19 protein-coding genes are annotated in these 25136 nt (G+C 40.7%); 3 read left to right on the top strand and 16 right to left on the bottom strand.

The genetic code is table 11. The annotated features are described in order from the left end of the window. Positions 1–132: 132 nt before the first annotated feature. From GKS34_RS05965 to GKS34_RS05950, 4 genes are all read right to left on the bottom strand, one after another. Positions 133–2571 carry a TonB-dependent receptor gene (locus GKS34_RS05965; protein WP_163383897.1) on the bottom strand — a complete coding sequence of 813 codons (2439 nt, stop codon included), beginning with the start codon at positions 2569–2571 and terminating at the stop codon, positions 133–135. Between the two features lie 132 nt (positions 2572–2703). Next, the gene (locus GKS34_RS05960; RefSeq protein WP_163383896.1) at positions 2704–3222 is read right to left on the bottom strand and encodes a nuclear transport factor 2 family protein; all 519 of its coding nucleotides are present in this window, start codon (positions 3220–3222) and stop codon (positions 2704–2706) included. Positions 3223–3723: 501 nt separating this feature from the next. Continuing rightward, on the bottom strand, positions 3724–4269 hold the full coding sequence (locus GKS34_RS05955; RefSeq protein ID WP_163383895.1) for a hypothetical protein: 546 nt from the start codon (positions 4267–4269) through the stop codon (positions 3724–3726). An 824-nt stretch (positions 4270–5093) separates the two neighbouring features. Beyond that, a complete protein-coding gene (locus GKS34_RS05950) occupies positions 5094–5420 on the bottom strand; it encodes a DMT family transporter (protein ID WP_163383894.1) in 327 nt (108 codons plus the stop codon). Between the two features lie 687 nt (positions 5421–6107). Here GKS34_RS05950 and GKS34_RS05945 point away from each other — a divergent pair. From GKS34_RS05945 to GKS34_RS05935, 3 genes are read left to right on the top strand one after another with little or no spacing between them, the layout of a single operon-like run. Next, a complete protein-coding gene (locus GKS34_RS05945; RefSeq protein ID WP_163383893.1) occupies positions 6108–6953 on the top strand; it encodes a BamA/TamA family outer membrane protein in 846 nt (281 codons plus the stop codon). A 20-nt stretch (positions 6954–6973) separates the two neighbouring features. Then, positions 6974–8482 carry a serine hydrolase domain-containing protein gene (locus GKS34_RS05940; protein ID WP_163383892.1) on the top strand — a complete coding sequence of 503 codons (1509 nt, stop codon included), beginning with the start codon at positions 6974–6976 and terminating at the stop codon, positions 8480–8482. Continuing rightward, positions 8479–10248 (top strand): C45 family autoproteolytic acyltransferase/hydrolase, encoded by a 1770-nt coding sequence (locus tag GKS34_RS05935; RefSeq protein ID WP_163383891.1) that lies wholly within the window; start codon positions 8479–8481, stop codon positions 10246–10248. The genes GKS34_RS05940 and GKS34_RS05935 overlap by 4 nt, the downstream gene beginning before the upstream one ends. Positions 10249–10300: 52 nt before the next feature. Here GKS34_RS05935 and GKS34_RS05930 read toward each other — a convergent pair whose 3' ends face one another. From GKS34_RS05930 to GKS34_RS23570, 12 genes are all read right to left on the bottom strand, one after another. Continuing rightward, on the bottom strand, positions 10301–10759 hold the full coding sequence (locus GKS34_RS05930) for a hypothetical protein (RefSeq protein WP_163383890.1): 459 nt from the start codon (positions 10757–10759) through the stop codon (positions 10301–10303). 16 nt (positions 10760–10775) lie between these two features. Further along, entirely contained in the window at positions 10776–11561 is a 786-nt protein-coding gene (locus GKS34_RS05925; protein WP_163383889.1) for a 2-oxo acid dehydrogenase subunit E2, read from the bottom strand. Between the two features lie 154 nt (positions 11562–11715). Further along, positions 11716–13143 (bottom strand): bifunctional metallophosphatase/5'-nucleotidase, encoded by a 1428-nt coding sequence (locus GKS34_RS05920; RefSeq protein WP_163383888.1) that lies wholly within the window; start codon positions 13141–13143, stop codon positions 11716–11718. A gap of 803 nt (positions 13144–13946) precedes the next feature. Continuing rightward, positions 13947–15575: a potassium channel family protein gene (locus GKS34_RS05915; RefSeq protein WP_163383887.1), complete on the bottom strand. Its 1629-nt coding sequence runs from the start codon at positions 15573–15575 to the stop codon at positions 13947–13949. Between the two features lie 572 nt (positions 15576–16147). Further along, positions 16148–17182: a hypothetical protein gene (locus GKS34_RS05910; RefSeq protein WP_163383886.1), complete on the bottom strand. Its 1035-nt coding sequence runs from the start codon at positions 17180–17182 to the stop codon at positions 16148–16150. Positions 17183–17566: 384 nt separating this feature from the next. Next, on the bottom strand, positions 17567–18145 hold the full coding sequence (locus GKS34_RS05905) for a GDYXXLXY domain-containing protein (protein ID WP_163383885.1): 579 nt from the start codon (positions 18143–18145) through the stop codon (positions 17567–17569). Further along, on the bottom strand, positions 18138–19421 hold the full coding sequence (locus tag GKS34_RS05900; RefSeq protein ID WP_163383884.1) for a DUF2157 domain-containing protein: 1284 nt from the start codon (positions 19419–19421) through the stop codon (positions 18138–18140). The genes GKS34_RS05905 and GKS34_RS05900 overlap by 8 nt, the downstream gene beginning before the upstream one ends. A gap of 372 nt (positions 19422–19793) precedes the next feature. Further along, positions 19794–20402, bottom strand: coding sequence for a DUF4386 family protein (locus tag GKS34_RS05895; RefSeq protein WP_163383883.1), 609 nt, complete (start codon positions 20400–20402; stop codon positions 19794–19796). Continuing rightward, entirely contained in the window at positions 20399–21502 is a 1104-nt protein-coding gene (locus tag GKS34_RS05890; RefSeq protein ID WP_163383882.1) for a PepSY-associated TM helix domain-containing protein, read from the bottom strand. Before GKS34_RS05890 ends, GKS34_RS05895 begins: the two co-directional genes overlap by 4 nt. Positions 21503–21599: 97 nt before the next feature. After that, positions 21600–22598 carry a 3-keto-disaccharide hydrolase gene (locus GKS34_RS05885; protein WP_163383881.1) on the bottom strand — a complete coding sequence of 333 codons (999 nt, stop codon included), beginning with the start codon at positions 22596–22598 and terminating at the stop codon, positions 21600–21602. 802 nt (positions 22599–23400) lie between these two features. After that, positions 23401–24291 carry a hypothetical protein gene (locus GKS34_RS05880; protein ID WP_163383880.1) on the bottom strand — a complete coding sequence of 297 codons (891 nt, stop codon included), beginning with the start codon at positions 24289–24291 and terminating at the stop codon, positions 23401–23403. 584 nt (positions 24292–24875) lie between these two features. After that, positions 24876–24998 (bottom strand): hypothetical protein, encoded by a 123-nt coding sequence (locus GKS34_RS23570; RefSeq protein ID WP_262888549.1) that lies wholly within the window; start codon positions 24996–24998, stop codon positions 24876–24878. Positions 24999–25136: the final 138 nt, after the last annotated feature.

Raw genomic sequence — 25136 nt, 5'->3', positions numbered from 1 at the left:
CTCAATGATCTGACTTTCAGTATTAAATCAGTAAGAACTTAACCTTTCAAATTTTGAAATGAAACCCATCAAGGACGAAGCCACCCCTTTTTTGTCCGAATGCACCAATTTATTTTCTCAAGGAAAAAATGATCAATTGGTCACCCTTTTCTGTTCCTCCTGGGAGCCTACTTTTCGGTCTCTCGTTCCTTTAATCTTGCTGTTACCAAACGTATAGGTGTAGGTGGCCATAAATACCCTTTTTTCAAACTTAAGGCGCCCAGAAATTTCTAAATCAGCACCGCCAAATGACTTCCATCGCAATTGGGTGGTTTCAAAGATATCATTGCAGGAAACCCTTAAAACGCTGGATTTTCCAAAGTCCTTTTGGATTCCGAGATTGACAAAAGCCCTTGAAAGCCGTTTGTAATAGCCGCTGATGGTGGGCGATGCATAATATCCCATCAGCTCAACGGTGTATTTTTTGGGAAGAGGGAAAGTATTGGTCAGCACTACCTGTAATCCAGTCTGATCTACTTCATAGGTTTCCCCATTTAACAATGAATTTACTTTTTGATAGTTAAAGGTGAAGTTGTTTTGCATTTCCCACCAGGAAGCTACTTGCAAGGGGAATGCTAGCATCATGGATACTGTCTGACTTTGGTCAACATTTTCCGTTTTCAGGAATACGGTATTGGTCTCCTCGTCAAGGGTAGGTTGAAAGGCAGCGATTACATTCTTATCCATACTGTACTGCGCAGAGAAAATCATACTCTTGTAGGAATAATCTGTTTTGAGGGTGTTGGTATAGGTAGGTAAGATGTTTTCATTTCCGGCGAAAAAGGTAAAAGGGTCAGAAAAAAACACGAAAGGTGCCATCTCATTGAAAGTAGGGCGGGTAATCCTGCGTCCATAAGACAGCTGTACCAGGTTGTCAGCATTGATTTTTCTGGACAAAAATGCCGTTGGAAAGAAATCCCCGTAGTGTCTGTCAACGATTTTTTCTCCTGATATGGTCGTCAGGTTGGTTTTGGTGTTCTCGTATCGTAACCCTGCATTTAAGGTGGTTTTTTCATCAAATTCAATTTTTGCTGTGGAAAAAGCGGCCAATATATCTTCTTCGAGAAAGCCATCATTGGTGAATTTTGGATCAATCAGCCAATCTGATCCAGGTTTCTCCTCGAAGAGCACCGTATTGGTAAATTCTGAAAAAGTAGCTCTGAGACCTGATTCTACGGCTACTGATTCCCCAATTTTCATGGAATGGTTGAGATCTGCTACCCAAAGCTCAATTGGGGTGTCCTTGGCTATTCTGAATTCCTCTGATCCGATCAAATCATTGGATTCATCATAATTCATGATGGTATACCCGGATGGGTTGGAATTTTTGTAGGTCAGGTAATCTACATTGGTACTGATGACCTGACCATTTTGAAATGTATGCTGAAGATTGATATTGCCCATGATATGACTCCATTTATTAACTTCTACCGTTGTCATTCTAAAAAGGGTATCCGGGGAGATGGAATATTTGGATTTTGTGACATTGGGTGCAGTCATATCCCAACGGTTAGTATAGCCGCTGACCAGGCCACTGAAGATGGTATTGCTTCCCCATTTGTAGTCAAACCCTGCCTGATAATTGATGGACTTTCTGGTGGAAAACCGATCGGTGTTTGTATCAATACCAATGTCTTCAAATCCGTTGTTGTTGCCTCTAAATTGTTCCCATTCCTGAACCTGATCTACATAAGTCGTGGACAAAAGACCAAACCAACTGAATTTTGGCCCTTGATGGTTGAGGTTGAAGCTCATATTGCCGTTATAGCCAGATCCATAGCCTTGGCCGACCGTCAGGGATCCATTGGTTCCTATCCTATCGTTGTCTTTTTTCATCACAATATTGATAAATCCGGCATCACCGTCCGCATCATAGTTGGCAGGGGGGACAGTAATGATTTCGATCTTTTCTACATCACTGGAGTTGAGACCAGCCAGCATCTGATACGCTGCCTCCAGGGGCATTCTGAACCGTTGGCCATTCATCAGGATAACCACGCCGTTTTTCCCTAAGACGGAAAGGGTATTGCTTTGCCTGTTTACCGATACTCCCGGAGACCTATCCAGCACATCGATGACCGACAAGCCCGCAGCAGAAACGCTGTTCGCTACATTGACCACCATTTTCCCCTGTTCCAACTCAAATAGTGGCCGGGTTGCCGTTACCGTCACTTCATCCAGGTTCTGATCTTCTTCCTTCAATAGGATAGCCGCCAACTCATTTTTTTCAGTCCCCAAAAAAGGGAACACCGGGGAATAGCTTTTGGCATATCCCAGGATCGTTACTTCCACAAAGTATTGCCCTTTTGGGATGTCCGTAAATACATAGTTTCCGGAGTCGTCGGAAATGGCACCGTTGATCAGGGAGGAATCCGGCTCGTTCCTGAGCAGTACACTGGCATAGGATAGGCCCTTTGCCTGGGAATCAAGAACTTTTCCCTGGATCATTCCTTGAGAAAAAACGCTGGAAGCCAATAGACAAAACAGTACGGCAATAAATGGGACCTTCAAAAGATTACTATAAAATTTCATTGGATTATTTTTTTTTCAGCGTTAACTCCTTCAAGAGAAGCCAGAAAAATTCCTGTCGAGCGGTGAAATAAATCCCCTTGGCGATCTCAAGGTCACCAAAGGAAATATGACATTACGAAGTCGGTGATTTACTCAATTAGCCGGAGGAGTCACCTTAAACCCCTGCGTTTCTAGAACATTAAGCATGTCATACCAGTATCTCATAAACGTAATTTTACCATTTTCCATACGGGAAGCAGAGTGGTATGGAACCTCAATTATTTTCCCACTTGCCTTGTTTGTAAGCGTGTTTATTCCCCATGACAGGATCCATTCGCCTTCATTCCAGTTATTGGTAACTTTGACAGGCAGGTAAAGCTCTTGCGAAAGGCTGTGTTTGAATTGGTTGGTACTATTGGTGTAATATTCATTGTGCTGTGCCACTGTAAGGGAGTCCAGGCCTCCGCCCAAACCATAAATCATGGCACCTGTTGCGAATTGAGCGTTCATTGTGGCCACATCACCTGCTTGAAGTGCTTTCGTGTAGTTTTGGACTACTTCCATCGCTTTTGCTGCATTCTGAAATTCCAGCGTTACTTCCTGTGCTATTGAAACAAGGGTCGTCAGCAAAAGCAGGAATGCAGATACAAAGATTATTTTAAAAATTTTCATGATAAATGGGTTTGATTGTTTAGAAATAGGAAAAGTTTATTTAAAACATTAATATAAATAGATTACCGGTGATCCGATAGAAGGCCAGGATGAAAGGATGGGTTTACTGTCCGAAGCCAATAGAATTCTTTTCGGGGCTAGATTTGAAGAACGGATTCTGAGCCTCATCTAGAAAAATAAACATGGGCACATCAAAAAGCGGCAAAAATAAAGGCCCGGTGGGTCCCCTCCAATATCAGGTTGGCAACCCTCCAAGTGAAAAGATTCCATCCTGTATACCCACCGGAAACAGAAGGATCATTATAACCGGATGCAAATCAAAATCCATCAGCATGGGCAGACGCTTGTACAGAGAAGGACTGGTCCTAAAGTGCTTCCACGGATGCTATATCATTGGCGAACTGCATACGCAGAAAGCATTTATTCACGAACAGTTTCAGGATATTGGGCAAACACCCCATTTACGCTGGGGCTTGTTTTCCGGCCTAGCTTTCCCATGGTCTATTCTTGTTTGGTGGCCTTTTCATCTACAATTGTTTTCAAAGGGTTTTTATTTTTGTTCCACGAATTCCGGTCGTATACGCCCGGAATCCCATGATCACCCTCTTTGAAATCAAAAGAAACATGATTTATTCCATGTAATTCAGTAAACGAATAAGTCGTGGAAACCATGAAACTCTCCGCACCAGCAGACCCCATTTGTTGTGTCAAAACTTGACTGTCAGGAATGGATATAAATGCCGTGTCATTTGAAGTTCTGATAAATTTTATTTGTACTTTCGGCCATGTTTTATTGACTATTTTTTCTAAAACCTCACCCGTTAACGAATTTCTGTCCACCCCCCGTAATTGGGTTACTTCAAATTCTTCAGTCTGCTGATTAAAGTCATATTTCCAAATCGCCTCGGATGGGTCATAAACCTCTGAACGCTCTGAACGGAGTTCACTTTTCTTTTCCTCCCCACTTGAAACACTGTCTTCCTGCTGCTTCGTATTACAGGCGATTATCATTAAAATCAGACCAAGTGAAATCAATTTAGGTTCCATGTACTCTTAGATGCTAGGTGTGGTTTATATGGTGAATATAGGCCAAAAAATATACTGTTCCAATGGGGGAAAAGCTGTCTGCAGTTTAATGAAATCCGGATACTTAAAGCGCAGGGCGCATCCCGAAATAATTGGAACATATTTAGTGAAAATTCGCATAATTTGGGGATATAAAGGAAAGATTTTTAAGGAGATACCTGTGCGTTCGGAAATATTCTCGGGAAGATTTTTTGTCCGGGTACCAGGTTCGCATCGGGAAGTTGGGTAGGGTGCCACCGAAGCTTTTCATTACATGGTTTAGCAAGCCCCGAAAACCGATAGTTTTCTATTGGTCTGATAATTGCCGAAGGAATATGAAAACGTATATTCTCTTAGGTAGGAGGTGCTTTCGGTCAGAGAAATGAGGAGAAACGGACTTCGCGATATAGCCATTATGTTTGAATTTTTCGCTATAAATTTAATACTTGATAATCAATGGCGTTTTACCTACTACTTGACGTATCCAGGATGCAATATCATCGATACCTAAGGCACCTTGATAGGCTTTCTGTTTCTTTTTAGCTTCATTAAAGGCATTTTAATTGTTTAACCATTTCTTCAGAAATGAGGGGTATGTTAATGAATTTAATAGGGGTAGGAAGTAGGTTATTCACTTCACGTTTAAGGACTTTCAGGTAATCTATTTGACTTTTCATTGAAAATTGTAATTACATATAACGGATCTAATTTTCTTCATTCTGTTCCGAAATCATGTGGCTTGGCAAAAGCCGGACCGTCATTTTTTAATTATGTAAAGGGATACTGATTATATTAATACCATTAATCTACTGGGACACTGCTTTTAGTCCTACAATAGACAGGATTAGCGTCGTCAGGAAGAAAATCCTCAAGAAAGTAGTTGGTTCTTTAAACACAAAAATGCCTATTAATACCGTGCCCACAGCACCAATACCTGTCCAGACTGCATAGGCGGTTCCTATTGGTAGGGTCTGTGTTGCTTTTACCAGTAGCCCCATACTGAAACTTAAAGTCAGAAGGAATCCGGCATACCATAGGTACTGTTCGTTTCCAATCGTCTCTTTTGCTTTTCCCAGGCAGAATGCAAAGGCTATTTCAAATAGTCCGGCAATGATTAATAATATCCAGTTCATTTTTTATTTTATTGAGTTGGTTTAATTTCCTCAGGTAAATAATCTGCCACTTTTCCCTTGCAGGAGCTAGCTTTTTGATGTGCTCAGGTTGTAAAGGTAGCCACAAATTTTGCCGCCTTCGAAACCCTTTGACAGTTCCCTGTATTTGGGATTAATAGGGTTACTGCTTTAACTGGAAAAACGCCAAAGTAACTATTTGATAAAAGCCACCTTGCTTTCGGTTTCCCTTAAACAGTCTCATTTAAAGGAAAAATAATCTAAAAATAGTTGACTTAATTCTTTCTGTTTGATTATTTTTAACGTGACTTACCTGACCAAAATCCAGAACCGGGATAAAATTCCTTACTTGAATAAAATCTAGTACCAAGTAGCGTTTAAATCCTGATTTCGATACCATAAGCATTTTAAAACCATCATGTTAGAAACGGTTGTTTTATGTTCAGGCATTTGTTTTTAGGGATTCTCTTCACGGGATTTTTAGTCTGTTTTTCTTTGCATGCTCAGGAAAATACAGATTCGGCGTACGTAAACAAGTTTGTTCCGTTACCTTTTGCCAGTTATTCACCGGAAACCCGGCTTATGTTTGGCGGCTTGCTGATTTATCAGTTTAAACCAACAGGTGCTGGGCTAGAAACAAGGTCCTCCCAGGTTTTATCCTCGGTCATATTTTCCATTAATAGACAAATTATGGTTGAGGTGATTCCAATAGTCATTTTAAAAAATGAAAACTGGTTGCTGGAAGGTGTTTTACAGTACCAATATTTCCCCAATAACTACTGGGGTATCGGGCCGGAAAGCAAGGAAGAGGACGTATTGGACGTTCAATACAGACAGTTCAATATTAAGCAAGGGGCATTCAAGAAATTGGGAGAAGGTCTCTATTTGGGACCGATGTTTCGGTGGACCAGACTTAGTCGTTTTGAAGTGGGAAATCAACCGACTGCGCCTGGAACATTGGAAATCCCAGGTCAGGAAGGCAGCAACCTAACTGGATTCGGTTTTTCTATTCGTTGGGATAAAAGAAACAGTATTACCGCACCCACCTCCCATCATTATGTTGACTTCTCCTCTTTCTATTATTCCAGGTTTTTGGGTTCTACCTATCCCCATTTTCAAATGCAGCTGGATGGAAGAAAGTATTTTGACATAACAGGGGATAAGAAAACTGTACTTGCCCTTAATGGCAGAATGAGGATGACCGAAGGGACCGTGCCTTTTCAGGAATATTCCATGATAGGTGGCTGGGAAATCATGCGCGGATACTTTTTGGGGCGCTTTAGAGATTACAACGCACTTCAGGTACAGGCCGAACTCAGACAACACCTATTCGGAAGATTTGGTTTTGCTGCGTTTATTGCTGCTGGGGAAGTGTGGGACAATCAGTGGGATATCTCTTTTTCCAACCCAAAATATGCAGGAGGTATCGGTATCCGATTTAACATGAACCCGAAGGACACCAACAACATTCGGTTGGACTATGGAATCGGTCGCCATGATCGGGGATTTTATATCAAAATCAGTGAAGCTTTTTGAATCCATTAAACCAAATAAGGATGAAGCACTTTTCTATTCTGCTTTCTTTAAGTTTTGTCAGTATGCTTTCCTTTTCCTGCCAGAAAAAGGAAAACAGTGATGCCAACCATTATCAAGCCCAGCATTTCCCTGAAACTGTTCACCTGGAATCGGTTGATTTTATTGCGACGCTGGAATCTAAGGTTCCTATTTGGTTAAGAAAAAACAAAATCCCCGGGGCGATCTTTGCGTTGATTCATCAGGGCCAACCAGTTTGGTTTGGAGCTTTTGGTTATGCTGATGTGGAAAATAAAATCCCGATGCACCTGGATAATATCTGCAGGGTAGAATCCATTTCAAAATCTGTCACGGCCTGGGGAATTCTGAAACTTGTCCAGGATGGACGTATAGATCTTGATGAGCCGGTAGCCAGTTACCTGAAAAGTTGGACATTTCCCCCATCGAAATACCAAACCGAAAAGATTACTGTAAGACACCTCCTCACCCATTCCTCCGGATTGAAACTTGGTACCATAGGCATACGGTATCTGCCGGAAAGTGAACGACCATCTTTACGTTCCGCACTGACCCAAGATGCAATTCTATTCCAGGAGCCAGGTCAATCTTTCTTTTATTCCAATGCGGGTTTTAACTTGTTGGAATTGCTTGTTGAGGAAGTGACAGGTAAGGATTTTGGGGTATTCATGGAAGAGGAGGTTTTGAATCCTTTGGGAATGGAGGAGGCAGGCTTTGGTTGGGACCCCAGGTTTGAATCCAGAGTACCCAACGGATACGATTTAACCAATCATTCCATACCGCCCTATGTTTATCCCGAAAGGGCATCAGGAGGCTTGTTTGCTACCATTGGGGATGTAGCTGCTTTCGCTATCGCCGGCATGCCTGATTTTTCGAATTCCGGATCTGAGGTTCTTGAAAAAGATATGATCCTTCAGATGTATCAGGAGCAGATGCCCCTTTCAGGATTTTATTCCATGGCTTTTACTTCCTATGGTTTAGGTCATTTTTTGGAAGATTTGTCCAATGAGAAAAGAGCCATTTCACATGGTGGGCAGGGATCAGGATGGATGACCCATTTTCATTCCATCCCGGAGTCTGGGGAGGCTATAATTATCCTGACAAACAGCCAACGTAGTTGGCCGTTTTTTGCTAATATTTTGACTATCTGGGGAGATTTCCTGGAAGTTGAAAAAGTGGGTATGTCAGTGATTTCTTTGGGCAATACATTGGTTTGGATACTGTTGTTTTTAATTGGTTTGGGAAGTCTACTTTCCCTTGTCCTGCTGTTATTTCAATGGAAATCCGGCATGAGAAAACTCAACCTTACCGGAATGGCAAAACGCTGGTCATCTTTCCTGTCATTTTCCCTGGGATGGCTTCTCGTTGGTATCTTGATCTGGGCAAATTCACAACCTTACTTGTTTATTGAAGCGGTATTCCCAGGCCCATCTCCCTGGCTTGTTCGCTCTATTCTGTTACTTGCAATCGCCCTTCTTTCTTTTTCCATTTTGCCTAAAAAGTCCTTTATATGATTAGGTGGAAGCGATACTATTTTGTCGGGTCTCTACTTGCCCTGGGTGTTTTTTTGATATTTTTCGCAGGTGATTTCTTTGTTTTGAAAGGGCCAATAGACAAACCGTCATTTACTTTTTCTAAGGAAAATGGGTACCAATCTTTTAAAAATGGGAAAATTTATCGTCATGAGCAAGCGGCTCCCATGCTGGAAATAGAGGGAAATCACTATGAAATGGGACTGCAATATGGTGTGCTATTATATCCTGAAATCACGAGAGCAATTCAGGAATATCAAAAAATTGTAAAGGTCCTCGCCAAAGACCTCGGAATACCTCAGCCCTTTTTGCTGGCCTATCTGAAGTTAAAAGCATTAAGACTATACAAGAAGTTGCCCAAACGGTTTCAGGAGGAAATCAGAGGGGTATCGGAAGGTTCCTCTGTACCGGAAAACACTGTAATTGCTGTCAGTTTACTTTACGATGTTTTGGGCTCGCATGGATGCACGAGTCTTTTGATGAGATCTGAGGGGGGATCCATCATTCACGGGAGATCTCAGGAACCCTATGGATTTGGATTTGGGGGACTTTTTGGCAATCATACGGTGGTAGTGAAACAGAAATCTGAAGGATTCAATGAAATTACCCGAATGGAAATCCCTCTTTTTATGGGTGTTGAAACGGGCTACAATGAGGCGGGAATTGGGTATTCCGAGGAGACCTATTCCCTCTCTGAATCCTACAGTGAGGGGTTTCCAATTGTGTACCTGGCCAGAATGATTCTCGAGGAGGCGTCCAATCTGGAGGAGGTACTTCAGATGGCGGAGAAATATACGACAGGGCTGGGAAGTGGGATGATTTGGAGCGACAGAAAGACAAGTAGCGGTTTAAGATTGGAAAAATCGCCAAAAGGACAGGCCTTCCAACCTATGGATAGTTCCATTCTATGGGATTTCAATAATTTTGTGGATGCTGCTTTTGCGGTTCAGGAACCTCCCTATGTGCGGTTACTTTCATTTAACAGAGACAGAGAAAAGCTAGCAGAGGGATTCCCGAAAAAGGACTCTTACGCTGTTTCGGATGCCGTTTCTTTTTTCCGTCTACAAAAGGATGAAACAGGAAAGGATTATTCCTGGTTGGGATCAAAGAGTGCTATTGCGAATGCCTGGGGGCAACAAACGGTAATTTTCGATCCAGAAGGCAAAGGATTTTACATGTCCCTGCGGGACGTGTATTCTTCAATGGGCCGATTTTTGTTTTATTCCAATGATTTTTCGATTTCCCCGACCCATTTTATGGACAGTGCTAAAATGGATGCCATGGTTAAAGAAGCCGGTCGTATCAAATCAGGATTGTTACCCAAAGGAAAAAGGTTAGAGGAATGGGTGAAATTTGCTACCAAATACCCAAACGAGGCAAACGCACAATTTTTAGTTGTGGAGGAAGCTTTCAAGCAGGAAAAATGGCAAATCCTGCACGAATTTGCCTACAGGTGTATTTCATTGGCCCCTGAGGCAAGTGAGTATCGGTTTTACGCAGGCTTGGCTGCCTTTCTGAGAAGGAATTTTTCTGCCTGCAAAGGGTTTCTCAATGACGCTAATAATCTTAGTCCCGAACAGGAGATTTATCGATTGGCTGTATTAAAGAAAATGTGTAAAAGCGAAATATTGGAAAAAGAGCTTGACCATCAATTGGTTATCCTACTAGACAACTATCAGGCAAGGGACTATTATGAATCTATTGTATTGCCCAAAATAGAGCGAATGAAAAAAAAATCGTTTCTTTAATCCTTTATCCAATTGCAGTTTTTGCTGGTTGTTTTCCAGCAATTTTGATGATTCATTCGGTTATTGAGGTTTCAAAATTCTTCATAACAGCGGGTGTCAAGGTGAAAATAATAATAAAAAGTCCAGTGAAAATCATGATTGACTGTAACCAAAAGTACTGCGTCATTATCAGCTGCACCGTAATCCATGTAATGACAATAATTCCTGAATATAAGGAAAAGGTCCAGGCCCAATGTCTGTTAGCGTAAAGGTTGAGCGTATTCGCCCACTTCCAGTCAGGTTTTGTGAGCAGGCCTACAAAGGTAAGCAGGGGAAATAATCCGATTAAAGTGAATAGTATGAAGGCAGGGATTAGGTAAGTATTGAATGGAGAATGGGAAAGCCATTCCGTATCCATACCAAGACCTGAGCCATCCGGCTTGATGAGCAACATCCCGCCTCCGTAAACGGCACCAATACCCAGGAAAAGATGAAGTACAAAAAGCAAGTAAAGGGAAAACGGTCGCTCCATGATTTTACACGTTCGTTTATAAATTTAATCCAATTTCAATATTTTCCTTCAAATCGCAGATAAAACGTACCATTGGGGCACCATCCAATACATCGTGGTCCATAAGGACTGACATATTGAGTATTTCTCTAATCTCTATGCTATCATCTATTACAGTCGGTTTCTTCAGGACCGAACCTACTCCAAAACAGATGGGGTGTACTGATATTGGAATAAACCAACCATTAACTTTTCCTATCATTCCTATGGAGGTAAAGGCCACATTCCCCATTTTTTTAAAAGCTAATTTTGGATGTTTCAATATAAACTTCCAAAAATACCGTCTTAGGAATCCGGGCAGTGAATAGTATACTTTCTCCCATTGTCTGGTTTTTTTCCGAAGTATTATGTCATTTTCAGTAAATTCTTCGTTTTTTGCCTCTGCGATTTGTGCGGTTATGGATTCCATACTTACTTCATTTGCTCTTTCAATTATCAATGGAATGGGCACTTTTGTCCCTTTTAAATCTTTTTCTACAATAATTGAAACATTTATATCTTCAAAAATCATCAACTTATTTCTACCAAGCAGGTAGGCGCTGGAAGTTTCATACTTCTTTAGAGTATAGCCAATGACGCTTATCAGCCAGGCAGTAAAGGATATTTTGTGATTATTCGTATTATTGTACCCCTTTATTTTCTTCCTACTATCTGTCACATCAAATTCAAGCAATCCAGTAACATGATGTTTTTGCTTTCCAACCTCGCACACATCAATGCTGGCTATTCTGGAATTTGGAAATTTCTGAATTTTATAATTCATCCTATGTGAGGGCAAATCTTTGTATGATAAACGTTTGACATTTGGCGTCTAAGAAACGTATGGGTATTTGAAACCATTACTATCCTTGGGGCGAATTTATCTTTCATTTCCCCTGTCAGAGAAACCTAACAAGGCCGTCTTCCTGCCTGTTTTATTACACTAAAGCAAATAAGTTTTCATCAGTCGGATCGAATTTGGGGTGGTCCTTCAGAAATGCGGCCATCGCTTCGACAGCTTTCCTATCCATTTCTCTCCTGTTTTTTCCAATATTTTTCGGGACACCTTGTGAAGTCACAAAACTTACCTTATAAATTTCCTTTGGATTGAGATGCTCTTCATTAAAATAAATTTCCTGTATACGATGTCCGACCGGATTTTCAATTCGAAGATTGATTCGTAAACCCGCACATCTTTTAACGTATCCGCCCATCTGCTTCATAGGCTCTTTAGAGAAAGTTCGTTCAAGGTTTTCCTCCAGCATGTCAATGATTTCTTGTCCGGTCAAATCAACTGTTGAAACAGGGGGATTTATTGGGATGATATTGAACAAATCTTCTTCAGTGATATTTCCACTACAGATAGGTGCGCCATAGCGCCATCCATTTGAAAAGGAAATATCAGTGCCACTGACATACATAATTGCTTTCAATAGTAATTTATCCATTGATGAATTCATTGTATCATACCGATGCAATGTAGATTCTGTAAAACCGATTACGTTCTTTTTTAACCTTTGATAAGGTTGTAAAATGGTATCAATTATTTTTTCCATTTTCGAGTCAGGAGAAATGTGCTGTGCTATTTTTAATAACTCGTATTGATGACCGGAAATTTGTTTGCCCTCTATATTTATTTTCAAATGACCCAGAAATGATCCATGGCATCCGCACTGAATGAGTAATGCATTATTAACCAACACAGGTTTATATAACCGGTTATGCGTATGGGCACTCAAACAAATATCTATGCCGTCAATTTTTTGAAGCATGTGCATGTCCTGAGGAAATCCGTTATGTGATAGTAAAATAATAATATCAACGCCATCATTCTTTAGCTGCTTTACGTATACAGGTAATTCAGCCATTCCATCGGTAATTTTTAGTCCCTCGCTAAATTGCGCTGGCATTGCTTTATCAATAATTCCGGAACAAATACCAATTACCCCGATTTTCAGGTTTTCAAGTTGTATCGTTATAAAAGGTTGAAGGAAAAGGCTACTATCCTCATTATACACATTTATCCCCAACATGGGATAACTCAGTTTCGATATCAGTTTTTTAAGCTGATTTGGTCCGTATGCAAAATCCCAATGTCCTACCATGGCATTGAAAGAAAGTTCATTTAACACCGGAATTATCGCTTCGCCCTGTGATTTAACCAAGGGTAATGTTCCGTGAAAAGTATCACCACCATCAAATAGTAAGGTAGGATTAGCATTTTGTCTTATTTGTCTTACCAAAGTGGCAATGCGGGAATATCCCCCAACAGTTTCGGTAAATTCTCCTTTGTTATTGTAGAATAATTCATTGTGCGGTTCTAAATAACCATGCACATCATTTAGGTATAGTATATTTAGTTCCATATCTTGTTATCATTTTTCTCCCTCTTAAATGGAACGGTTTGGCGTCTGGTTTGGCGTTGATTAAATCAGTAATAAAATTTCTAACCTTTCATTGCCAGGTCTCGGTATTGGTAGGTCATCAACGGTTAGAAGTATGTTGATATTTTATAAATTCATTTTATCAATTTAAGAATGTTAAGATGAAATAGCTACTATTAAAAAAATAATATTTAGTGGAAGCAAATGTGCGGGTCAAGAGAAAGCGGGAAGAAACACGCATTGGACTTCGTACCACTTTGCTTCTCTTAATAAGTTAACATTCAGCAATAAAAATCCGTAAATGGTTTAGACATCGCTAAAGTAAATTTTGTTGTATTTTCCCTAATGTTTATAACTATTTTTTTAGCGGCCAAATGGAATCTCGCATGCTTATGCAATAATCAACCCTACGTAGGTCGCTTGTGTCCTGCTTGATTTTATAAAATTAAAGAATTCTAACGTAGGAAACCTGAAATTGAAAATGGATGGAATAGGTTGTTGTCTCAATTCCTGAAAAAGAAAGCTGTTTTGGATTGGAATATCTGTTGTGTAGTGTATGCCTATCGGAGTTCTTTTGCATAATCACATGCTCTTGTACCCCTATAAACTCCGGAAAAATTCTTCTAATAACCCATAATTTCAGTAATTTTATACTGTATCAGCAGACCCTATTTTAAACGTCGTTGGTATTTCTGCTGGTCCATTTTTTTAGGCTCCGGTGAACCAAAGTGCCCTCAATACCGATAGCGGCTGAAAAATGAAAATAAACCCGGATTTCAAAGGTTTCAGTCTACATACATTTCTTGAAACTGCCGAATGCTTTCATCGGTGCCAGCTACTATAACTTCATCTTGATCTCGGAATTGAAACGATTCAGGGTCTAAAGCGGATATTTTTTCCCCTTCCCGGATCACGGCAAGTATGGTACAGCCCGTTACGGCCCGTACATTGCTTTTGGCAAGGGTGGTTCCCGACAGGTTACCGGCGGGCAACTGTACGAGATTAATCTGTTTTTCTGCCGCTAATGATGTTTCGTCTTCAAATATATGGGACGCAAGCATCCGGCCACTCACGGTAGCAAGAGACTGAACGTAATCGGCACCGGCATTATACAGTTTTTTCACATTTTCAATATTATTGGCCCGTACGATAATGTGGGTTTTATTGTTCATGCTCCTTGCCAAAAGCGTGGCAAACAGCGCTATGGTATCGTCCTGAATGGTAATAATCATGGCGGATGCATCAGCAATTCCGGCCTCCTGAAGAGTTTTTGTATCCCGGATATCACCGACAATGTGTACACCTTCTTTGTCCCGAATGTCAATGATCTTTACCTCGATGCTCTTCGTCTTTAATACACTAAAAGCAGCCTTTCCTGAAAGGCCGAACCCTACGATCAAGACCTTATTCCGCACAAAACGCCGGATAGTAGCTTCGGCCTTTTTATTAAGCTTTGCGAGTTCATCTCTTTCTCCGGCAACCAGTAAACGTAGTTTTGATTTCAAAATCAAGTCTGGGGATACGGGGCTTTGAAACGTACCATTCTGCCATGCCCCGATAATATTAATCCCGAAACTATCCAGTAAATGAGCTTCACCAATAGATTGATCACAAAGTTCGCTTCCCTCTTCTATGTCAATCTCGATCAGTTCAATACTATTATCAATCGTTACACTGTCATTGATTAAAATGGCAGGAACCTGGACGGCGAGGCTTTTTCCTATTAATTGTCTTGGTGAAATGGTACTGTCGGCCCCCGCCAGCTTATAGTATTTTTCCATCTCTTCATCGTCAAGAACAGCGATGATTCTGACAGATTTATGAAGATCTCTGATAGAAAATAGGATACTTATATTTTTGTCCGTGGTTGAGTTAAGTACAACGGTCTTTGCATGGGTTAAGCCCGCGGCTTCCAGCGTTGACTCCAACTCGGGGTTACCTAGCAAAACCTCTAATCCGGATTTATAAAGATCTTTTGCTCTTTCCTTACCCGATTCTATAATGACATAATCCTGGCTTCGGGATACCAGCTCTTTAATCAGTACTTCAGCGTGGGTTGAATAGGAACATATGATTACGTGGCCTTTTTTACTGACCGTGGTTGGCGGGGATTTTTCCAGAGCACCCTTTAGAAAAGGGAGAAAAAAAACGGGGAAAGCTATAAAAACAAGAAGCACACCAGTCAGATTCATGATGAGCACGAAGTAATTTAGGAAGTCACTTTCCCAAGGCGAAAAACCTCCATAGCCACTAGTTGTCAATGATTCCACCACTACCTGGAGCGCTTGCGGAAAGGTCACATCCCGATTCTCAAAAATGGTCATGGACCATGAAAAAATTTCCGCATAGACAACAATTATAGCAGCAACTACTAGTACGGAGAAAGTAATTCTTTTTATCAGGTTATTTTGCATGAGAAGGCAATTTATAGCCTAAGTTATTTAAAAATATATACAATTATTTCCCGCTAACCAATGGATAAGGTAGGACATACCAAGCTGATAACTATTGAATCCTGTGTACCCCTCGTCGTATGGTTATAAAGTGCTCCGGCCTTGACTTCGGCCAGTATCACCGGTAAGTTAATAAACGAAAGAAAAGACTTAATCAAAAATAATCAAAAAAATGAGACCTGGTTCGAGGCACATTACTGCCCCTAAAAAAAAGGGTTTTCAAAAATGGTACGCGTCTGCATTTCCCTTTCATGTTCCTGGTCAGATAGAAAGCCGGAGGTCCAGCCTGTGGTATTTTCTCCGGTAGGATAATTTTGGAACAACCGAGGCGTGCCTCCAGGGAGTTAGTGGCGTTCTGTGTCAGAAAAATGGGGTGAGCTGTCTACACGATTTTACCCCACGTCCCTTCTTCAGTAATAGTAAATCGAGCGCGTAAACATCCCACCCCGTAGCATTTGATAAATGATTTGAACACGCACCAGGAAATTCGTTTCTACATTGGTTTCCTGGGGTCCATTTTTTTCATATAGGCTTTATCTAAATTTTCCGCTTTCATAAGCTGGGTTAGTTTCGTCCGCCAGATAGTCATTTTTTAGGCAATCGTCCCTTAAATTAGTTACCCCAGCAAAGCCTCCTAATGCAGCAGCTATAATTCCCAGGATAAGTGCAACGGCAAGATACATCGCGGCATCAGCTACTGTCTGGGCGATTTTTTCAGCTTGTTCGTTGGCAGTTTCCTTCGCTTCTTGCATAAACGCATCAAATTCTTCACGCGCCCTTTCGAATTCTGCAAAAATATTTTCGACACTACGTTGAGCTTCGCTTTCGCTCATATCGGTGCGCTCTACCAGGATATTGACCAAAGCTTGTTGATCTATCGCTTCAAAGGACTGTTCAAACATGTTTTTGGTCTTACTAAAAATACCCTCCACTTCAGCATCTGCTTTTCCAGGTGTTATTACCATTTCCCTAACACCTTCCCGGGCTTCATCAGCAGATTTTTCAGCTTGTGATTCCAGGTATTGCGGATCGAGATTCTCTTTTCCGGTATCCTCTAAAAGTGAATAAAATTCTCCTCTTGCATCATCAAGCGATAATTCCAGATCTTCGAACTGATTCTTTATTATCGGGCCCAGTTGATCCTGCACGGCCTGACCTGTAGTAGAAAGTACTCCTCCAACCACATTCCCGACACCAGAAATAATACTTCCTATCACAGAAGTAAGTAACCATGCTGAAATAAAAGCATATAAAGCCCAAGTCATTATTCCATGAATGATTCCACTTGTGTTTACAAACGAGACGCCAACCCGCGCTGCAACAAAACCACCAATAAAAAGAACTATGAGATTACTAAGAACCCACCAAATGATTGAGCCGACTCCTAACCCGCTTAAAGGGTTGCTTTCCTGAGTAGGCTCAACACTCCACAATCCTATGGCTAATCCAATCAAATTTAAAATCATCATCACCGATAAGGCTGCAATAGTACCTGCGAAAATAGCCCTCCATGAAATGCCTTTTGGTGGTACTTTGTTGTAGGAATTTAAATTACTGGTATTTCTCATAATCATTGGTTTTGGTTTATTAAAATATATTACAATAATTATTTTAAATATCATTAAATAAAAAAATATGGGCGTTATATGTTTTTATTAAAGGATTGCATATTTCACAGAAAGAGCTTTAAAAGTTTCCATTCTATGGTTAATAGATTGGATTTTATAGAATGGTAAGTGCTGTAAAAGCCATCGGACCAGTGATAGTAAAAACGTAAGCGTCTTTCTTTGTCCTTCCTGTGAAAAAATAATTAATACTAACGGTTCGATTAGGAAAAATGAGGGCCTACGACCCCGGTATGTCCCAAATAAAACGAGTTTGTTGATCGTTTCATACTCTTTACAAACCCTTCTCTGCTCAGTTGTGTTATACGGAGTTGATCGATTTTATTCTTAACGTTCTTTTTGGTTTGATTTAACCATTTCCTTGATTGATGTTCCGCCAATCATGACGTCTTTTAATACAGCCTCACCATTTTTAATACTAACCAAAGCATAAGTAGGATTGCTTGTGTCCCGTTGGAATTGTCTGTAGGCGAGTTCGGCATCGTAAGCCTTAGATTCTTCCATATAAAACCTATCAAAGGGGTAGTCAATGGTAAGCATATTGGAATCGTTTCCACTTAGGAACCTTACCTTGGCTTTAATGTAGTCATTGTTGTCGGACGGTTTGATTTTTGAAATGGATGCTATTTTAGCAAATCCATACGTATCGGTTTGCAGGGAAACATAAATTGGTTCTCCTGGCTTCCAATCCTGTTTATTGGGAACGGGAAAGGTGTTTTCATCGTAACTGAGCGTGATGTATTTCCCAATAAACGGATCATTTGGGTCAACCGGAGCAGTCTTGAATTTGTAGGCTGTCCCTGTATTTAGTATTTCTTCTCTGTTCCATATCATTTTGGCCGGGACATACAGTTGTACCAATGCCACAAGAAAAAATGCAGTCACTATTATTTTTTTGTTATCCATTTGAATTCCTTTTTTTAAGCATCCAGTAATTGGCAACAAAGAAGCCGGTACCCACCGAAACAAACATGATTCCCCTGAGGACAAAGCTTAAGTTGGTATCAAAAAACCTGCAAATCACCAAAGCAGTGATTACCAGTAAACCATAGTTTACGATTCCTAAATGGTCTTTCTTTGCCCCATTACTAATGATCAAAGTTCCCAGTGCTAAAACATAAGAATTTATAAGTATCACTGCCATTGGAGAAAAAAAACCTAAAATAAAGATGAGAATAAACAAGATAAAAAACCCTGCTATAGGCATATATTCGTTCAGCGCCTTGTTCTTATACTGAAGGTAAACAACTGCTCCAACTAAAAGTGATGTAAGAGCGGAAGCAATAAACTCAGGTGCTACGATTACTTCTCTGAGCAGAAAGTGTTCTTTTCTCAAATTTTCCCAAAACCCATTGAAACTCAGTATTAACAGCAACGCAATGGTTCCAAGTGATCCCAATATTTTATAGCCATTATTTCTGGACTTTTGCTGGGTAAAAAAATCCAAATTCCCAATTAGAAACAGTAGGCCGAAGAGACTGAAATAGGCGATGAACATTAATTCCTCTGTTTCTTTGGCTACTGTTCCAAGTGAAATGACTACTGATAGTGGAATCATCCAATTGTGAAAAATCATATAATTACTTTCGGGCTTTTTCATATAAAGCTGGTAATAATGAGGTAAAACACCTAAAAGTAGAAGCCAGTAAAGGTAGGAATCAGATGAGGGATAAGACCAATAGCTTTGATGGGATGCATAATAAGTGATTCCACTTATAAAAAGCAACGAAGTGATGGAAGACCTCATTAGATAAATCAATGGAAAGCAAAGCAGCATCCATGTGAGTAAAAAGGATCCGGTTCCGCCGGGGATATTGTAAATCTGACTAACAAGTGCGATACTTGCGCCAATTGAGAAAAACAGAAAGGATGTGGCACTTTCTCTCCAGGTAACGCTATTCAGCCTTTTGATTAAAACATAGCCGCATAGCAGTTGCCCTGTAAGTAGCGGTAAAAAGGCAACGATCGTTTTTGTTCCTCTTGAAAGCTCGTCCCAGTTGTGGGCTACTATCAGCATAATACCAAGTCCGACCAAAACTGCTCCCAGGACCCCAAAAACGATGAGAAGCCGGTTTGTTGACGAACCGTTCTTGCTTTTATAATAAGCCTGAATGTTGTCAGCCGTTTCTTGGGTAATAACCCCGGCCTTTTTTAGTTCGGGCAGGTCTTTCAGTAGGTTCATTCTTTTTTGAAACTAAAATAATGGTAAAATATCTGTTCAGAGTGAATTTTCGAAGCGAATCCTGCCAGTCCACTGCAAGGTTAATTTGAAAAAATACCCCTCTTTAGCAGTACATAAGGCACCTGATTATCCATTACGTATGCCTAGATTGGTAAATATAGGTGAAAAAGTTGACCGTACCAATGGTTCAAAAGCTGATAAAAACGATACCAGAAGGGGCATGGATAGAGGAAGTTATCTTTGATCTGTACTCTTTCCTGGAAGGGATACAGTTAGCCAATGCCCGCCCCAATTAACTTCATATAAAATGGATAGGATTGATAGGAACTTTTCAGGATTATTTCAAAGTTTCCCTCAAAAAAAATTACACTTTCAATTTCTCAATAAAATGATTCCCAACCAGAGTGACCAGACGATCATTAAAAGCAGAACAATCAGAGATAAAGGGGGTATCAAAGAAATGACCCCTAAGGCTATCCCAAGATAACAGAAGGAAGCAGAAAAGACTTTGTTTTTAAGGGCAGTTCTATTTATTACCAAATACCAAAAACCGTTAAAAAATACTGAACCTATTCCAAATATGATAACTACCATTTCCATTTTTGAAATGCGGGAAGGGGTCAGGGGACTTATTTCTGGCGATGCTGACAAAACCAGGCTCAAACTAATAAAGGCATTAATCAACAAACAAATTACAGATAAGCCACCTGCTATAGAACCCCATTTTATGCTCCCTAAATTATTGACTTTGAAATAGTTGTAAAAATAAATAATAAGGACCATTGCGGTAATGCTGGATAATATTTTTAGTAGATCAAGAAGTATTAGAGGGAAAGGATTACTTCTTGCCAATTCAGCTAATTGATCAGGGTTAGGGACGATACCCAGCGAAGAAATGACAACGAAAAGCGTTACCAAACCCAAAAATGAGTGCAGTAGGGCTGCGACACCGCTAACCTTTCGATTTACAGCTTTACTCATTTTTTAGGTCTTTTTTTTCTTTTAGCCCACCAAATGATAAAACCGGTGATCGGAAGGGACCCTGCAATCAACGACCCCAGAAATACCAGTACCCTACCCGGAAGGCCCAAAATACTACCAAAATGGATGTCATAAACCATTCCATTTATTACATTAAACGTGCTTATCTCACTGGATAATCCATTGAGAAAGTTGCCTTGAATACGGTCCCCGGTGTATTGGTCGTGATAGTAATGATTGATCTCGGTTATTCCTTTATTCGGGTCAATGATGGAAAGGTGGATAGGATCCTCTTTTTTATGAGGAATGCTGATCCTTACCTCTGAGCCGCGGAACTCCGCATGGTATTCGGAAATCAATCTGTTTAACATTGCATCGTTACCTGCGCCTTGCCCGGTGCCGGGATCGCTAGAAAGAGGTGTTTCCCAGTTAATTTTAGTTTCTCCACTGAGCTGTTTCACTGTGGTCCTTACGGCCCCAAAGCCCCAATAAATTCCGGTAATAACGGCAAAAAAAAGAATCCAGGAGGCATAAAAGCCCAGGATGGAATGGAGGTTATAATTCAGTTTCTTGGGTGAAAGAGACCAGCGAAGGTAAAATTTATTTTTCCGAGGCCACCCGTTTGCTGGCCACCAAATTACCAGACCAGAAATTAACATGGGAAGCGCCAATAAAGTTATCCAGTGGACTATTTCTCTTCCAGCCTCCCCCAGTAGTAAATTGCGGTGAAGTTTTTTCACGTAATTAATCCATCCCTTATTCATGTCCTGTAAATGAATAAGCTCAGCAGTGTAAGGATTAAGCTGCGCCAGGTAATAGGTGCCTGGCGCATACAATAATACTTCAATACTGCTTTCCGGATCGCGGTAAAGCGCCGTTCGAAAATCTCCTTCAGGGAAGGTTTTTTCCAGGGTATTTCTTATTTCAGAAATGGAAATAAAAGGCTTTCCCTCTTCGGCCACTTGCTGATGGTACATTAGGCGGCTAAACTCCGGTTCCCAGGTATACAACGCTCCGGAAAGTGCGATGATAGTGAATAGAACCCCGGTACTCAGTCCAATTACCAGGTGTGTTTTGGCCAGGAACTTTCTGATTGTCATTCGTGAAAACGTTATCCTAGATTTGGGTAAGTGGTTTACGGAGTGAATAAAAGCTTTTTTTTCAGACTAAATTTTCCTTGATTGGTATACCTCCCAATTATTCGACGGGTGTCAAAACGATATTCCGGTAACTAACCTTTCCATGATCACCTTGTAGATATATTGGTCCGGGGGCAAGTACATCGGCACTCATGGCTCCACCGGTTGGTCCCCAGGCTGGCTGATTGTCGATAATTTTTTCACCATTTAAAATGACGGTAACGTGACGATCAACTAAGGTGATATCCATGGATTGCCATTCCCCCGCAGGTTTTTCGGCGGCCATGTCGGGTGTAATGCGGCTATACAAAGCCCCCATATTGTGCGAATCCAGTGGCTTGCCATAGGAATCTACCACCTGAATTTCATAGATGCCCCGAAGGTAAACGCCACTGTTGTTTCCTTCAGGCACATTTACTTCCAGTTTAAGATTGAAGTCTTCGAATTCCTGTTGGGTACGGATATTACCATAGGATATATGTTCTCCATTTTCAGGCTGTACGGGATCATTAACCATAGTACCGTTTTTTGCGGAAAACCCATTTGTTTGGTTGGGGTTCATCAATTCCCAACCGGTCAGGTCCTTGCCGTTGAATAGATCGACGGGTTCTCCGTAGGTTACTTTCGAAAGGTCTGGTTTTTCAGGCATAGGAGGCATACGGAAGCCAGTGAAATTAGAGACGTATTCCCCCGTCCTTCCAGGTCCTGTCATGCTTCCTTTCAGGCTTTCCCCGGTTTTCTTTATTCTGAGGGTATGGGTAAGGGTATGGCTTCGATCCTCACTTTTCCGCGAGTTCGTTGTTCTGGTGACGACCAGAGTGTTTTCATCGGCGAGGTACACATTTGCTACCGGCAATACACTCCCACCTATCCACAGAAGTTCGGCGTCGAGAAACCCCTTTTCTTCATTGACATGAAGCCATCCGACACCTCCGCCTTCTATTTCCAGACCCCACATGCCGATAAAAGGATTGGCGAGGCGGCTGTTGGAAAAGGCATTACCAAAATTAATTAAGAAGATAAGCAGCAGGAAAATAGAACTTACAGTATATTTCATATGATTATAATTTGCTTTTTAAAGGTCAGAACCTGTCCCGAATTTCTTCGGGAGAATTTCGCATGGAAGATAATCATCCCTCTGTGTGGAGTTATCGCCTTGCTCGATTTCATGGTGTTTTTTTTAGTTTCTTTTTTATATTTCCTTTTACAGGAGCAATTTAATAAGTTTTGCGTAGCGTTTTTGTTTCTTCTACTATCTTTTTTATGCCTCTTACTACTTTTTCATTTGAAGTTGGCGTATTCATCTGCATAAATAATGCTTGCTCTGGTAATTTGAATGCCAGTTGATATTCCGAAGGACATCTGCAATTTCGAAAAAAATCGGTGTTGGGAACGGATAGAAACGATGCCTATCTGGTGGCCGTAAAAGCTTGTATGAAAGGATGTGGCTACCATAATGGTGAAAAATTCGGGCTACGGGCAAGAATACGGTGGTTTCGGATTGAAAGAATTCGTGAATAGTAAAAGGGTTATGATAAGGAAGTAGGAACCAGAAAAGGGGGATGGACGGTAGCTCAAAGTCCAATTCTGATTACTTCGATCACTTTGTCACGCCTGAGACGAAAGAGGTACGAATCCATGCTTTCCTATTACCTCAAATCGCAACCTACAATCCAGTGAACAGGGATTGAGCGTCAAAAAATAATTCCTTTGAATTATTTTAGCAAAGAGCCCGGATGCAGGGCAGTTACACCCTGTCTCGATTCATCGGGAAGACCCGTACGCTTGGTGGTCCCCATGCTCGGGATAGATCAAGATATCCCCATTCTGAGCTGGTTGGCTCAGGGCTTGCTACTCGATTAGGCGTATGTGTGTTTCATCCCATTACTGGGTCCGGCTTTAATATTTTTAATCATTAAAAATGTGCAAATAACTGTTACTAAATTAAATGAGGGTATAATAAATATTACCGGAACAACATTAACCCCAACAATGTACATTGCAATAATTTTGGCGGTCAGGGCGGTCATCAATAGTGAGAGAAAACCTAGATAAATGGTGGAGTAGATGTAACCTAATCTTTTTTTTCTGAACAGCAAAAATCCAATCACAAAACAAATGGGCAATAATAATCCAAGGTCGAAACCTTGTACGATTAGGGTTGTGAAATGGTTCAGTTCGACTGGGTAAATGGAACCATCGATTAAAGGAGGAACCACAATGCCCAACCAAAGAAATGCAATTGAAATTGCATTAAACATTAAAAAGCCTCCGACAGCTTTCGTGGGTGTCTTTTCAGAAAAATGGAAGTTACCCAATAACTCCAATGCTCTTGCTGTGATAAATAAACCAAAAAATGATAACGCCAGAAGTGTTACATAGCATAAAAATAGAAAATTGTACATACCCATAGCAGTGTAAAACAGGTATGTCACTAGAAAATAGCCAAGCGCACCGCTTAAAAGAAAAAATGAACGGATGGATTTTTTCAGGTATCCAATGAGCGATACCAGCAAAAGTGGGATAGCGATAAATAGTGTAACATAATCCTGGGCAATGCCTTGGACTGCTACATCGGCTGGCATGTGCTGGTAAAGACCCTTGCCATAAATCACTACATCATGGCCTCGAATGGATTGATAAACAAATGTACCATTCCCAACATGTAAAAATATCCCAATAAATGCTGCTACACCAGCCAGTAGGGCAATGCTAAGAACAATAATCGACACTTGATTCTTTTTATTCATATCACAGTCCCTTTCCTTTCTGCAAAAAACAATATAAGAGCCAATATTCCAAAACCAAATTCAGTGAAAAAACTTATCCAATTCGAAGTATCGCCCGCTCCGTCGAATAAGATTCCAAATTACCTTGCCACCGAAGCAATATCAATTGACAGAAGCGAATCCGTACTTATGAAGTGTATTTTTTGTCCTTTATAAGTCCATTCAGTGATTATCCAGGTCCCTTGAGATAACTCCCCTTTTTTGTCGCAACCGATAAGAGTTACTAATAAAATTATAAACATTGTAATGGCTTTCTACTTCGTCTTAATGGTGCTTAACTTGTGTATAACTCTGATTAAATAAATTTTCAGTCAGGGTATAATATTACTAATTATTTCGTTAAATATCTTCAAATGGAGAGCGGTAATACAGCCTCAGCAAGTCCACCACTTTACTTTTTCCGCTAGGGGTACCACCCTGCCTTTCCTTGGGCTGCCGGATGATACGTGATCCCCTTTTCGGGTATCTACATCTTGGATTTTCAGCCCAAATAACTCACTCCTTCATAAGCCGCATGCACAAATCAACGATAGCATGGCCCTGTGTTAGATGTTTTGGTACGCTTCCAAAATCCATTTCACCTCCTCCTTGCTCAATACATTGGGAAGTAGCTTGGGCTTTTTAGGCCTATTGATAATTTCAGGGTCCAGTTTTTTCTGTACCAACATGGCAAAGTAAAGTTTCAAGGCATTGATAACCTGGGATTGGTAGGAAACTGAATACTTCCTTCTGATGATAAAGTCCCTGTTGGTAGGGAACCCACCAAGTCTTGTGCCTCTTGGACGACTGGCATTCCGAATAGGTTT

It is taken from the genome of Cyclobacterium jeungdonense, from assembly GCF_010994275.1.
Lineage (GTDB): Bacteria > Bacteroidota > Bacteroidia > Cytophagales > Cyclobacteriaceae > Cyclobacterium > Cyclobacterium jeungdonense.
Note: the sequence above shows the minus strand (reverse complement) of the source record. Positions and strands in the feature narration are given on the sequence as shown.

Coding starts and splice junctions, on each gene's coding strand:
- GKS34_RS05965 (WP_163383897.1), bottom strand. CDS start 2,571: ATGAAATTTTATAGTAATCTTTTGAAGGTCCCATTTATTGCCGTACTG.
- GKS34_RS05960 (WP_163383896.1), bottom strand. CDS start 3,222: ATGAAAATTTTTAAAATAATCTTTGTATCTGCATTCCTGCTTTTGCTG.
- GKS34_RS05955 (WP_163383895.1), bottom strand. CDS start 4,269: ATGGAACCTAAATTGATTTCACTTGGTCTGATTTTAATGATAATCGCC.
- GKS34_RS05950 (WP_163383894.1), bottom strand. CDS start 5,420: ATGAACTGGATATTATTAATCATTGCCGGACTATTTGAAATAGCCTTT.
- GKS34_RS05945 (WP_163383893.1), top strand. CDS start 6,108: ATGGTTGAGGTGATTCCAATAGTCATTTTAAAAAATGAAAACTGGTTG.
- GKS34_RS05940 (WP_163383892.1), top strand. CDS start 6,974: ATGAAGCACTTTTCTATTCTGCTTTCTTTAAGTTTTGTCAGTATGCTT.
- GKS34_RS05935 (WP_163383891.1), top strand. CDS start 8,479: ATGATTAGGTGGAAGCGATACTATTTTGTCGGGTCTCTACTTGCCCTG.
- GKS34_RS05930 (WP_163383890.1), bottom strand. CDS start 10,759: ATGGAGCGACCGTTTTCCCTTTACTTGCTTTTTGTACTTCATCTTTTC.
- GKS34_RS05925 (WP_163383889.1), bottom strand. CDS start 11,561: ATGAATTATAAAATTCAGAAATTTCCAAATTCCAGAATAGCCAGCATT.
- GKS34_RS05920 (WP_163383888.1), bottom strand. CDS start 13,143: ATGGAACTAAATATACTATACCTAAATGATGTGCATGGTTATTTAGAA.
- GKS34_RS05915 (WP_163383887.1), bottom strand. CDS start 15,575: ATGCAAAATAACCTGATAAAAAGAATTACTTTCTCCGTACTAGTAGTT.
- GKS34_RS05910 (WP_163383886.1), bottom strand. CDS start 17,182: ATGAGAAATACCAGTAATTTAAATTCCTACAACAAAGTACCACCAAAA.
- GKS34_RS05905 (WP_163383885.1), bottom strand. CDS start 18,145: ATGGATAACAAAAAAATAATAGTGACTGCATTTTTTCTTGTGGCATTG.
- GKS34_RS05900 (WP_163383884.1), bottom strand. CDS start 19,421: ATGAACCTACTGAAAGACCTGCCCGAACTAAAAAAGGCCGGGGTTATT.
- GKS34_RS05895 (WP_163383883.1), bottom strand. CDS start 20,402: ATGAGTAAAGCTGTAAATCGAAAGGTTAGCGGTGTCGCAGCCCTACTG.
- GKS34_RS05890 (WP_163383882.1), bottom strand. CDS start 21,502: ATGACAATCAGAAAGTTCCTGGCCAAAACACACCTGGTAATTGGACTG.
- GKS34_RS05885 (WP_163383881.1), bottom strand. CDS start 22,598: ATGAAATATACTGTAAGTTCTATTTTCCTGCTGCTTATCTTCTTAATT.
- GKS34_RS05880 (WP_163383880.1), bottom strand. CDS start 24,291: ATGAATAAAAAGAATCAAGTGTCGATTATTGTTCTTAGCATTGCCCTA.
- GKS34_RS23570 (WP_262888549.1), bottom strand. CDS start 24,998: ATGTTGGTACAGAAAAAACTGGACCCTGAAATTATCAATAGGCCTAAA.